This window comes from Bradyrhizobium stylosanthis (assembly GCF_001641335.1).
In the GTDB taxonomy this organism is placed as follows: domain Bacteria; phylum Pseudomonadota; class Alphaproteobacteria; order Rhizobiales; family Xanthobacteraceae; genus Bradyrhizobium; species Bradyrhizobium stylosanthis.
Window position 1 is genome coordinate 1,338,523 of record NZ_LVEM01000001.1, and the last position, 11,904, is coordinate 1,350,426.

At 66.5% G+C, this 11,904-nt stretch carries 10 protein-coding genes; 9 read left to right on the forward strand and 1 reads right to left on the reverse strand.

Annotated features, from left to right (window positions below; translation table 11 throughout):
* The first annotated feature begins 1 nt into the window (after position 1).
* From A7X65_RS06615 to A7X65_RS06655, 9 genes are all read left to right on the forward strand, one after another.
* Positions 2-1,120, forward strand: a complete 1,119-nt coding sequence (locus A7X65_RS06615; protein WP_063684831.1) for an alpha/beta fold hydrolase — start codon at positions 2-4, stop codon at positions 1,118-1,120.
* Between the two features lie 138 nt (positions 1,121-1,258).
* Positions 1,259-3,292 (forward strand): NAD(+) synthase, encoded by a 2,034-nt coding sequence (locus A7X65_RS06620; protein ID WP_063683472.1) that lies wholly within the window; start codon positions 1,259-1,261, stop codon positions 3,290-3,292.
* A gap of 36 nt (positions 3,293-3,328) precedes the next feature.
* A complete protein-coding gene (locus tag A7X65_RS06625; RefSeq protein WP_063683473.1) occupies positions 3,329-3,712 on the forward strand; it encodes a GrlR family regulatory protein in 384 nt (127 codons plus the stop codon).
* Positions 3,713-4,165: 453 nt separating this feature from the next.
* Complete coding sequence (locus A7X65_RS06630; protein WP_063683474.1) at positions 4,166-4,981, forward strand: sugar phosphate isomerase/epimerase family protein; 816 nt, start codon at positions 4,166-4,168, stop codon at positions 4,979-4,981.
* Between the two features lie 30 nt (positions 4,982-5,011).
* On the forward strand, positions 5,012-6,649 hold the full coding sequence (locus tag A7X65_RS06635; RefSeq protein WP_063683475.1) for an ABC transporter substrate-binding protein: 1,638 nt from the start codon (positions 5,012-5,014) through the stop codon (positions 6,647-6,649).
* Between the two features lie 2 nt (positions 6,650-6,651).
* Complete coding sequence (locus tag A7X65_RS06640; protein WP_063683476.1) at positions 6,652-7,635, forward strand: ABC transporter ATP-binding protein; 984 nt, start codon at positions 6,652-6,654, stop codon at positions 7,633-7,635.
* Entirely contained in the window at positions 7,632-8,624 is a 993-nt protein-coding gene (locus tag A7X65_RS06645; RefSeq protein WP_063683477.1) for an ABC transporter ATP-binding protein, read from the forward strand. Before A7X65_RS06640 ends, A7X65_RS06645 begins: the two co-directional genes overlap by 4 nt.
* Positions 8,624-9,553 carry an ABC transporter permease gene (locus A7X65_RS06650; protein WP_063683478.1) on the forward strand — a complete coding sequence of 310 codons (930 nt, stop codon included), beginning with the start codon at positions 8,624-8,626 and terminating at the stop codon, positions 9,551-9,553. The genes A7X65_RS06645 and A7X65_RS06650 overlap by 1 nt, the downstream gene beginning before the upstream one ends.
* Positions 9,554-9,566: 13 nt before the next feature.
* Complete coding sequence (locus tag A7X65_RS06655; protein ID WP_063683479.1) at positions 9,567-10,427, forward strand: ABC transporter permease; 861 nt, start codon at positions 9,567-9,569, stop codon at positions 10,425-10,427.
* Between the two features lie 54 nt (positions 10,428-10,481).
* On the opposite strand, the gene A7X65_RS06660 is transcribed toward A7X65_RS06655, so the two are convergent.
* Positions 10,482-11,858 carry a SagB/ThcOx family dehydrogenase gene (locus A7X65_RS06660; RefSeq protein WP_063684832.1) on the reverse strand — a complete coding sequence of 459 codons (1,377 nt, stop codon included), beginning with the start codon at positions 11,856-11,858 and terminating at the stop codon, positions 10,482-10,484.
* Positions 11,859-11,904: the final 46 nt, after the last annotated feature.

Consider the following 11,904-nt stretch of genomic DNA (forward strand, 5'->3'; position numbering starts at 1 on the left):
TTTGGTGGACAAGACGGGCAAACAACCGGGCGGACCGGATCACGTCCAGGGCGACCAGCTGCTCTGGCCGTTTGCGGCGGCGCGCCTCGCTCTGGATGCCTGTTTCTGGTGGATGGAGCGCGGACCGGCCGACCCGCCGGCCGACAGCAGCCTGCCCTGGACCACGCCCGGCACAGTTGCGCTCGAGCTCGCAACCATGCGCCTGCGTGCCTGCGTGAAGGACCGGTCCGGCCAGCCGGCGCTGGTCTGCGCACCCTATGCGCTGCATCGGGCCCTGATTGCCGACTTCGCGCCGGGCCACAGCGTAGTGCAGTCGCTGCAAAATGGCGGCGTCGATCGGGTCTATCTCACCGACTGGCGGTCGGCGACACCGGACATGCGCTACCTCTCGATCGACAGCTACCTTGGGGATCTCAACGTCGCCATCGACGAGATCGGTGCGCCGGTCGACCTCGTCGGCCTGTGCCAGGGCGGCTGGCTGTCGCTGCTCTACGCGGCGCGGTTTCCGGCCAAGGTGCGGCGGCTGGTCCTGGTCGGCGCGCCGGTCGATCTGTCGATCGAGTCTTCGCTGTCCCGGCTCGCCCGCAACGCGCCGGAGCTGGTCTACGACCAGCTCGTCGCGCGCGGCGGCGGCAATGTCAGCGGCGAGGAGATGCTGCGTTTCTGGTCGCGGACGCCAAGCCGCGAGGATATCGCGGCCGCTCTGCAAAGGGAGCTCGCGGACGAGGAGGGCGCGGCGCTGCTGGCACGCTTCGACCGGTGGAACGTGGAGACGCTCGATCTGCCGGGCACCTATTATCTCGAGATCGTCAACCGGATCTTCCGTGAGAACCGGATTGCCGGCGGCGACTTCGTCGCGCTCGGGCGCCGGGTTGACCTGAAGGACGTCAAGGCGCCGGTCTTTCTGCTCGCAGGACTGGACGACGACGTGGTGCCGGCGACGCAGGCTCTTGCCACCGCCGCGCTCGTCGGCACGCCGCCGGCCTTCATTGCGGCGGCGTCCGAGCCGAGCAACCATCTCGGCCTGTTCATGGGCGCGCGGACCCATGCGCATGCCTGGCCCCGGATCGCGCAATGGCTGCGCGGCGACCTGTCCGGTGTGCTGGCCCGTAGCGCTTGAGATCGCCGGGATTGGCCCGGCCGGAGCGCAAATCCGTTATGCATGACGGCGGATGACCTGCACGGGGCGGGGTCCATAGGTTACATAAGAGGCAGAGCTGACGGCTGCGGCCGGCCGCGAAGAAATTAAGGGTACTGGATGACTTTCCACTCGATCTACGCCCACGGATTTGCGCGCGTGGCGGCCTGCGTGACCACCTCCCATGTGGCTGATCCCTCGGCCAATGCGAAGGCCGTCCTGGCGGCGGCGAATGCCTGCCACGAGCAGTCGGTTGCGGTCGCCGTGTTTCCCGAACTGTGCCTGTCCGGCTACGCGATCGAGGACCTCGTGAAGCAGGATCCGCTGCTCGATGCGGTCGAGCGCGGACTCGTCATGATCGTCGAGGCCTCCGCGGCGCTGATGACCGTGCTGATCGTGGGAGCGCCGCTGCGCTTTGGCCACCGCATCTACAATTGCGCCGTCGTCATCCACCGCGGCAACGTCCTTGGCGTCGTGCCGAAAAGCTACCTGCCGACCTATCGCGAGTTCTACGAGGGCCGCCATTTCGCCTCCGGCGCGGGGATCGCCGGCGAGAGCATTGCCTTTGGTGGTCTGCATGCTCCGTTCGGCGTCGATCTGCTGTTCGCCGCAGAGGACGTTCCGGGCCTGATCCTCGGCGTCGAGATCTGCGAGGACATGTGGATCCCGGTGACGCCGGCCTCCGAGCTGGCGCTGGCCGGTGCCAGCGTGCTGGTCAATCTCTCGGGCAGCCCGATCACCATCGGCCGGGCCCGCTCGCGCGCGCTGTTGTGCCAGTCGACCTCGGCGCGCTGCCTTGCGGCCTACGTCTATTCCGCGGCCGGTGCCGGGGAGTCGACAACGGATCTGGCCTGGGATGGCCAGACGTCGATCTACGAGAACGGCGTGCTGCTGGCCGAGGGCGAGCGGTTCCGCCAGGGCGGCCAAGTCACCACGGCCGACGTCGACCTCGACCTGCTCAGGCAGGAGCGCGCCCTGATGGGCACGTTCGACGACAACCGCCGCCAGCGCGAGGCGTTCTTCCGCAAGGTGACGTTCACGCTGAAGCCGCCTTCCGGCGACATCGGTTTCCTGCGCAAGGTCGAGCGCTTTCCGTTCGTGCCGAGCGACGAGAGCCTCTTGGAGCAGGATTGCTACGAGGCCTACAACATCCAGGTCGCGGGCCTCGTGCAGCGCATGCGCGCGACCGGCACCAAGCGCGTCGTCATCGGCGTCTCCGGCGGCCTCGATTCCACGCATGCGCTCATCGTCGCTGCCAAGGCCGTCGATCTGCTCGGACTGCCGCGAGAGAACATCCTGGCCTACACCATGCCGGGCTTTGCCACCGGCAGCGAAAGCAAGACCAACGCGCTGGCGCTGATGAAGGCGTTGCAGACGACCTGGCAGGAGCTCGACATCCGCACCACCGCGACGCAGATGCTGAAGGACATCGGCCATCCCTTCGGTAAGGGCGAGAAGGTCTATGACGTCACCTTCGAGAACGTGCAGGCGGGCCTGCGCACGGACTATCTGTTCCGCCTCGCCAACCATCACGGCGGCATCGTCATCGGAACCGGCGACCTCTCCGAGCTCGCGCTCGGCTGGTGCACCTATGGCGTCGGCGACCAGATGGCGCATTACAACGTCAACGCCGGCGTGCCGAAGACGCTGATCCAGCATCTGATCCGCTGGGTGATCGCCTCGAAGCAGTTCAGCGGCGACGTGAACCGGACGCTCGCCTCGATCCTGTCGGCCGAAATTTCGCCGGAACTGGTTCCGGTGCAGCCCGGCGAGAAGCCGCAGAGCACGGAAGCGTCCGTCGGTCCCTACGAGCTGCAGGACTTCAACCTGTTCTACACGCTGCGTTTCGGCATGCGGCCGTCCAAGATCGCCTTCATGGCGCTCCAGGCGTGGAAGGACGTCGCCGGGGGCGAGTGGCCGCCGGCATTCCCGACCGACAAGCGAAGGGCTTATGACCTTGCCGAGATCCGGCGCTGGCTGGAGGTGTTCCTGCGCCGCTTCTTCGCCTTCAGCCAGTTCAAGCGCTCGGCCATGCCGAACGGCCCGAAGGTGTCGGCCGGCGGCTCCCTGTCGCCGCGGGGTGACTGGCGTGCGCCGTCGGATTCGAGCGCGGCGGCCTGGCTCGAGGATTTGGAGCGCAACGTACCGCATTGATTGGCGAGGACGGAGAGTTACAGGGGAGACGATCTGATGTCGGCCGGGGCAGGCGAAGAAGCGGGTGAAGGGGCCAGCGTCGTCAACGGCCTCTACATCTTCGACATCAAAATGCGTGACGGCAAGCGGGGCCAGGCGAGGGGCGTCGTCGTGCTCTGCGACGGCCGCATCATGGGCGGCGACAGCTACTTCTACTACACCGGCAGCTACACCTTCCGGAACGGCAAATGGCGTGGCGACATGATCGTCAATCAGCACACCGAGGCGGTCGGCAGAACGCTCGCCTTCGGAGGCAGGGAAGTCACCTGCGGCTTTTCCGGCGATTATTTCGCGGGCGGCGGCGACATCGAGGGCATGGCGCTGGTCGGCAAGACCAGCGTGACCTTCACGGCGCGGCTGACGCTGCAGGACGCGATGTGAGCTGACGCTCGGCGCGAACTGCTTCGCGGCAAGCACATGTGGATCTGGGAATATCTGGCGTGCCCGCGCTGATGGAAAGCGCGAGGTCCGGAGTGCCTAGGAGTCCGGACCTCGTCACCTTGCCCCAGCCTTCGATCCCCCGCCCCAGTTGGTCCCCCAACCCCTTGGTGCGCGATCAGAGGGTGATGCCCTTGGAAGTGGCCGCCGATCGATGTCGCGCGATGTACGCGAGATCGGGATAGGATTCCATTCCGGATCACTACGGACACGATTGAGCTTGCTTCTGCGGCAAACTGCACGCGGCTGCATCGACGGCGGCGCCGCTGCACAAGATCGATGCTGCCGCTGTTCGGGATGTCCACATCTGCCCGCTGCTGCGGAACATCGATTTCACGGGCCTGTCACTGAACTGGTCTAGCGCTGCTCCCGTCATCGCAGACGAAGGAGCAAGCCATGTCGAAGCCGGTGTTGGGCGCCGCATTGTCCATCAAGTCGATCCCCGCGCATCGTGACTGGCTGCTGGAGCGGCAGCGCGATCTCGAGATTCAGGATTTCTTCCGCGCCGATTTGCTCGATGGCGACTGGCGCAGCGCCGCCGGCGAAATCAAGCAGATGCTCGCGGGCCATACCGGCCGCCTCGGCATTCACGGGCCATTCTGGGGTTTCAAGATCGACAGTCACGACCCGATGATCCGCCAGGCCGTGACCAAGCGCCTGCTGCAGGGGCTGGAAGCCGCCGAATTCCTGGGCGCGACGCAGATGGTGATCCATTCGCCGTTCACGACCTGGGACCACAATAATCTCGACCTCTATCCCGAGAACCGCACCAACATCGTCGAACGCGTCAAGGCGACGCTCGCCGACGTGATCGCGCGCGCCGAGACGATCGGCTGCGAGATCGTGGTCGAGAACATCGAGGACAAGGATCCGCGTGACCGCGTGCGGCTCGCCAAGGCGCTCGAAAGCAGCAAGGTTCGCGTCTCGCTCGACACCGGTCATGCCAACTACGCCCACATCTCCACCGGCGCGCCGCCGGTCGACTATTACGTCGAGACCGCCGGCGACATGCTGACGCATGTCCACCTCCAGGACACCGACGGCTTCGCCGACCGGCACTGGGCGCCGGGCGAAGGCAACATCCCGTGGGTCGCCGTCTTCCGCGCGCTGGGACGGCTGACCTCGAACCCGCGGCTGATCCTGGAACTCCGCAACCACGACGACGTCCGCAAGGGCGCAGCGCATCTCGCCGCGCGCGGTCTCGCCGAATAACCGACATCACAGAGGGCAGGGGCTATTGCCATGACCAAACTCACCCGTCGCACCATCCTGAAGACCGGCGGCGCGGCCGCAGGCACGCTGCTGCTGCCGCGCTTTGCGATCGCGCAGGCCGACAACCGTCCGTCGGTGACCATCGCCGTCCAGAAGGTGACCAATTCGAACGTGCTCGACGTGCTGCGCGAGCAGTCCAATGTCGGCGAGCGCGTGTTCTTCTCCTCGATCTGGGAAGGCCTGATCTCCAAGAACTGGCGTGGCAGTCTCGAAGCCGTGCCCGGTCTTGCCACCGAGTGGCGCCGCATCGACGACCAGACCGTCGAGGTGAAGCTGCGTCAGGGCGTCAAGTTCCACAATGGTGACGAGCTGACGTCGGAAGACGTGGTCTTCACCTTCAGCCGCCAGCGCATGTTCGGCGAGACCGAGGCCAAGAGCCGCAGCACCATCCAGGCCTTCGAGAAGATCCCGACGCCGCGCCCGGGCAAGGAGCTGCCGCCTGACGTTCCCGCCGTTGCCCGCCGCATCTGGCCGGACCTTGTGCGCGTCGACGCCGTCGACAAGTATACGGTGCGCTTCTACAACGCGACGCCCGACGTCACCATCGAGGGCCGGCTGTCGCGCTACGGCTCCGACATCGCAAACCGCCGCGCCTGGGAAGAGTCCGCGAGCTATCTCGACTGGGCCCGCAAGCCGATCACGACAGGTCCGTACAAGGTCGTCGAGCTCAAGCCCGACGTGTCGCTGACCTTAGAGGCCCACGACGAATATTGGGGCGGCCGTCCGCCGCTCAAGCGCATCCGTTTCCTCGAAGTCCCCGAGGTCGCGAGCCGCATCAACGGCCTCTTGTCGGGCGAATACCAGTTCGCCTGCGACATCCCGCCGGACCAGATCGCCGGCATCGAGAAGAACACCGCGTTCGAAGTGCAGGGCGGCACCATCCTCAATCACCGCCTCACCGTGTTCGACAAGAACCACGCCGTGCTCGCCAATCCTCTGGTCAGGCGCGCCTTTACCCACGCGATCGACCGCCAGGCCATCGTCGACAGCCTGTGGGCCGGCCGCACCCGCGTGCCGAAGGGCTTGCAGTGGGAGTTCTACGGCGACATGTTCAACGCCGACTGGAGCGTGCCCGCCTACGATCCCAAGCTCGCGCAGGATCTCTTGAAGCAGGCCAATTACAAGGGCGATCCGATTCCCTATCGCCTGCTCAACAACTACTACACCAACCAGGTCGCGACCGCGCAGGTTCTGGTCGAGATGTGGAAGTCGGTCGGCCTCAACGTGCAGATCGAGACCAAGGAGAACTGGTCGCAGATCATGGAGCGTGCGCCGAGCCGCGCGGTGCGCGACTGGTCGAATTCGGCCGCCTTCAACGATCCGGTGTCCTCGCTGGTCGCCCAGCATGGGCCGAACGGCCAGCAGCAGCAGATCGGCGAATGGACCAATGCCGAGCTGAACACGCTCTCGGAGTTCCTGGAGACTTCGACCGACCGGGCCGCACGCAAGAAGGCGTTCCGCCGCATGCTCGAGATCGCCGAACGCGAGGATCCCGCCTACACGGTGCTGCACCAGAACGCGACCTTCACGGCCAAGCCGAAATCGATCAAGTGGAAGGCGGCGCCCGCCTTCGCGATGGATTTCCGCGCCGGCAATTTCGAGGTCTGACGGTGTCGCCGCTGGTCAGCATCCAGGGCCTCAGCGTCGCGTTCAACGGCGTGCCGGTCCTGCGCGGTGTCGACATCGCTCTCGGCAAGGGCGAGGCCCTCGGCCTCGTCGGCGAGTCCGGCTCCGGCAAGTCGGTGACCTGGCTTGCTGCGCTTGGCCTGTTGCCCCGGCATGCCCGGGTATCGGGCTCGGTGCGGCTCGACGGACGCGAGCTCCTGGGCGCGCCGGCAACTGAGCTTGATCGCGTCAGGGGCGGGCGGGTTGCCATGATCTTCCAGGACCCGGCAAGCGCGCTCAACCCGGTGCTGACAATCCGCAAACAACTCTGCGAAGCGCTGGCGCTGCATCGCGATCTCCAGGGCGAGGCGGTGAAGGCCGAAGCCAAGCGCCTGCTCGACCTCGTCGGCATTCCCGATGCGGCGCGCCGGCTGTCCGCCTATCCGCACGAGTTTTCGGGCGGCCAGGTCCAGCGCATCATGATCGCGATGGCACTCGCCGGAAATCCCGATGTCCTGATCGCGGACGAGCCGACCACGGCGCTCGATGCCACCATCCAGGCGCAGATTCTTGAGCTGCTCTCGACCATCCGCCGCGAGATGAGCATGGCGATGGTGCTGATCAGCCACGACCTCGGCGTCGTCGCCGAGAACTGCGACCGCGTCGCCGTGATGTATGCCGGCCGGATCGTCGAACAGGCGCCCAGCAACCAGCTCTTCGCCGATCCCGTGCACCCTTACGCGCAGGGCCTGATCGGCGCGCTGCCGCCGCTCGACGGGCCGCGCCGCCGCCTCACCGCCATCCCCGGCACTGTGCCCGATCCCGCGCACATGCCCGGCGGCTGTGCCTTCGCGCCGCGCTGCGCGTTGGCGGAAGAGGCCTGCGGCCTTGGCGCGCCCAGCCTGGCGCCGATTGCGAACGACCGGACCGTTGCCTGCATCCGCGCCGAAGCCTCGCGGCGGGCGCTGCTCGGAATCGCCGCCGAATGAGCCCGCCGCTCGTCGAAGTGTCCGGGATCTCGCGCAGCTACGCCATGCGCTCCGGAATGTTCGGTCGCAGTACCGCCGTCCATGCGGTCGACGGCGTGTCGCTGGCGATCGCCAAGGGCGAAACCCTGGGCCTCGTCGGCGAGTCCGGTTCGGGCAAGTCCACCACCGGCCGCATCGTGCTCGGCCTCGAGCCGCCCGACCGCGGCGAGGTGCGGTTCGACGGCAAGCCGATGGCCACACCGGGGACCGCTGCATGGCGTGCACAACGTGCGCGCATGCAAATGATCTTCCAGGATCCGCTGGGCGCGCTGGACCGGCGCCTGCCGGTTGCGACGCAGATCCGCGAGCCGCTCGACATTCATGGTCTCGGGTCTTCTGCCGAGCGCGAAGACCGCGTCCGCGAATTGCTGCGCGCGGTCGAGCTGACGCCGGCGCATGGCGCACGCTATCCCGGCGCGCTCTCGGGCGGGCAGCGTCAGCGCATCGTGCTGGCGCGGGCGCTGGCGACGAAGCCGGATTTCCTGGTCTGCGACGAGCCGGTCAGCGCGCTCGACGTCTCGATCCAGGCACAGGTGGTGAACCTGCTGTGCGATCTTCAGGTCCAGCTATCGCTGACGCTGCTGTTCATCAGCCACGATCTGCGCGTCGTCAGGCAGATCAGCAATGTCGTCGCCGTGATGTATCTCGGCCGCATCGTCGAAATCGGCAGCGCCGATGATCTCTTTGCGCGCCCCGAGCATCCCTACACGCAGGCGCTGGTCTCGGCCTCGCCCGCGCCGGGCCGCCGCAGCGCCGGCCGCATCGTGCTGGCGGGCGATCCGCCGAACCCGGCGGCGCGTCCGCAAGGCTGCGCGTTCCATCCGCGCTGCCCGCGCGCGATCGCGCGCTGTGCGAGCGAGGTGCCGGTACTCTCGGCCGTCGGCGGCGACAGGCAGGTCGCCTGCCATCTCGTCACCGGGCCGCGGGTTGAAAGGCGGGATGCGGCGTGATGGGACGCTATGTCGCCATTCGCATCGGACGCGCGGCGCTGACCATCGTGCTGGTCGTGACCTTTGCCTTCGTGGTGCTGCGCCTCTCCGGCGATCCAGCTCTGATGATCCTGGGACCCGAGGCGCCGCCCGAAGTAATCGCAGCCTTCCGCAAGGCCTGGGGGCTCGATGATCCCATCTGGCTCCAATATCTCGATTACTTCCGCGCGATCGCGCAGGGCGAGCTCGGCCGCTCCATGCGCGATGGGCGGCCCGCGATCCAGCTGGTGCTGGAACGCATCCCGGCCACGCTGGCGCTGACCTTGCCGGCCTTCTTCTTCAAGGTCGCGCTCGGCGTTCCCGCCGGGATCTACGCCGCGCTGCATCGGGGCTCGGGCATTGATCGCGCCGTGATGATGACGGCGGTCGCGGGCTTCACGGTGCCGAGCTTCGTGCTGGCCTTGCTGCTGGTCCTCGTCTTCGCCGTGCAGCTCGGCTGGCTGCCCTCGGGTGGGCAGGACAGCTGGCGTCATGCCATCCTGCCCATCGTGACGCTCAGCCTCGGCGGCGCTGCGGTGCTGGCGCGGTTCACCCGTAGCGCGATGCTGGAGGTACTGGGCCAGCCCTACATCCGCACCGCCTCGGCCAAGGGCGTGCCGTGGCGCAAGGTGGTGACCTCGCATGCGTTGCCGAACGCGGCGATCCCGACCGTGACCATCCTGGGCTTCATGGTGGGCACGCTGATCGCGGGCGCGGTCGTGGTCGAGAGCGTGTTCGCCTGGCCGGGAGTAGGGCGCCTCCTCGTCGTCGCCGTCGCCAACCGCGACCTTGCCGTCGTGCAATGCATCCTGCTGCTGGTGGCGATGACCATGGTGACGTCCAACCTGATCGTCGACTTCCTCTACGGCTTCCTCGATCCGCGGCTGCGCGCCAAAGGGGCTCACGCATGAAGCGAGGGCACGCATGACCGACGCCACGCTGAAGGACACCGCCATTCGCCGCCGCTTCAGCCTGCCGGCTATTCCGGTCTCGGTTGCGCTCGCGATCACCTGGATCGTCGCGATGCTGGTGATCGCGGCCTTCGCCGAGAAGATCGCCCCCTACGGCTTCACCCAGCTCGACCTGCGCAACCGGCTGGCCGCGCCCGGCAATGTCGCGCATTGGCTGGGTACCGACGAGCTTGGCCGCGACGTGCTGTCGCGCCTTCTCGTCTCCATCCGCATCTCGCTGCTGATCGCCTTTGGCGCCACCGCGATCTCGGCCGTCGTCGGCACCACGCTCGGCTTCCTCGCCGCGCATTTCCGCGGGGCTGTCGAGCAACTCGTGCTGATGCTGACCGACTTCCAGGCCAGCATGCCATTCCTGATCATGGCGCTCGCGGTGCTCGCCTTCTTCGGCAACTCGCTGCCGCTGCTGATCGGCCTGATGGGCCTGTTCGGCTGGGAGCGCTATGCCCGCATTGCCCGTGGCCTTGCCATCTCCGCCAACGCGCAAGGTTATGCCGCTGCGGTCCGCCAACTCGGCGCCACGCCGTCGCGGATCTATCTCCGCCACATCCTGCCCAACATCGCCTCCACGCTGATCGTCTCGACCACGCTGGTGTTTCCCGAGGTGATCCTGATGGAATCCGGCCTGTCCTTCCTCGGCCTCGGCGTGCAGCCGCCGATGACCAGCCTCGGCAACATGGTCGGGTATGGCCGCGAGTACCTGACCCGCACGCCCTGGATCATGCTGGCGCCGGCGACGACCATCGTGGTGACGACGCTGGCGGTCTCGGTGATCGGCGATTGGCTGCGCGACCGGCTCGATCCGACGCTGCAATAGCGCGACCGGCTTGAGCCGTGCGCCGATTTTGCCGCCGCTTCGATCCTTGGACGTCTAACCTTGGAACTCCGGCTTCTTGCCGCGCCCGAGCGCGAATTGACCGACCGGGCCCTCAATATGCAATTCCAGCCCCGTCATTTTCGCGAACAGATCGATGTCGGTCGTTCCGATGGCGCAGCCACCAAGGCCCATATCGGTCGCTGCCAGATAGAACGTCTGAAGCAGGCTGCCGACGTCCTTCAGGATCAACGAATATGCAATTGAGCTGTATTTCCAGGAGACCCGCCCAAAGCGCGCCGCGATGGTGATCAGGATTTGCGGTTGCCCAGGCGCGTCCATGGCGAACTGAGCCGCCACCGAGAGAGCCTGGAGTTGCTGGGCGGAGGCGCTGATCGCGACCAGCGCGTGTTGCCCTGCGTCATAGTGGTAGAAACCGCGCGCGAGCCCTTCGCAGTTCGAGACTGCCAAATACAATTCCAGCTCGTATGCGCTGCCCGCCGACGGATAGGGCCTCGTGCTGTATGTGACTTCGGGACCGCCGTCAAAATGCGGTCCGCTCTTCCATTCGGACACAACGCGCGCGGTGGTGTCGAGAAACTGCGCGAGTTCGTCGAGCGTGATCGGATGCTTGTCGTCGAAATCCCGCGTTGAATGGCGTTCGCGCAACAGCTTCGGGAGGAGAGAGTTCGGCTCCAGGGAGGGGAATTTACGCAAAGCGATCTTGTTGCCGGGCCAGCGCGGACGCACCGCCGGCGGCGGCGGAACGACACTCGCGTAGCTGAAAGCGGCACCGACCGGATTGGCTTGCCGGCCCTCCGTGCTCCGCGTGTGAAATACCAGATCATGGAAATCCCAGAGAACGAGATTGCCGTCGCCTTCATTCACGCGCAAGCCGTCGCCGCCTTTCGCATCGAGCTTGAGCAGGATCTGGCTTTCCACCAGCAGCTCGAGCAGAAGGAGGTTGAAGGAGAGCGCCTTCGGGCCGAGCTTGCCGATCTTCTGAGGCTGCGACAGCGCAGCAAGGGTAGCGGCGATGGCGGGATCGCCAATCCGGAACAGCGCGCCGGCGCGTGGCGATTCCAGCACCAACTCGTTGCCGCGCCGGCGCAGATAGGCAAAGCGCGACAACACGACGGTATCACGGCTGCTCAGCTTCGCGCGTCGCGGCCAGTAGTCGGGGACTTGAGGCTCGATGACCACGAGGTCCGGCCCGTCGCGCGAGGAGGAGAGGCGGTATTCCAGCAGCCCGTGCCGGGCCAGGCGATGCACCAGGGCGTCGATTTCCCTGGCGAGTTTGCTCTTGCCTGCAAACGAAGCGAGCGGAAGACCGGTGCTCAGATGTCGCGCATGGTCCATCGCAGCCTCGCTGAATTGTCCGAGGTTGACGGAATAGTCGCCCACAGAGGCTGCGATGTTTCCGTCCCCCTGCATCTGGAGGGAGAAGCGATGGCCCAATCGGGCAGCAATGTCTGGCGCG

Coding starts and splice junctions, on each gene's coding strand:
- A7X65_RS06650 (WP_063683478.1), top strand. CDS start 8,624: ATGGGACGCTATGTCGCCATTCGCATCGGACGCGCGGCGCTGACCATC.
- A7X65_RS06630 (WP_063683474.1), top strand. CDS start 4,166: ATGTCGAAGCCGGTGTTGGGCGCCGCATTGTCCATCAAGTCGATCCCC.
- A7X65_RS06645 (WP_063683477.1), top strand. CDS start 7,632: ATGAGCCCGCCGCTCGTCGAAGTGTCCGGGATCTCGCGCAGCTACGCC.
- A7X65_RS06620 (WP_063683472.1), top strand. CDS start 1,259: ATGACTTTCCACTCGATCTACGCCCACGGATTTGCGCGCGTGGCGGCC.
- A7X65_RS06625 (WP_063683473.1), top strand. CDS start 3,329: ATGTCGGCCGGGGCAGGCGAAGAAGCGGGTGAAGGGGCCAGCGTCGTC.
- A7X65_RS06655 (WP_063683479.1), top strand. CDS start 9,567: ATGACCGACGCCACGCTGAAGGACACCGCCATTCGCCGCCGCTTCAGC.
- A7X65_RS06635 (WP_063683475.1), top strand. CDS start 5,012: ATGACCAAACTCACCCGTCGCACCATCCTGAAGACCGGCGGCGCGGCC.
- A7X65_RS06660 (WP_063684832.1), bottom strand. CDS start 11,858: ATGCAGGGGGACGGAAACATCGCAGCCTCTGTGGGCGACTATTCCGTC.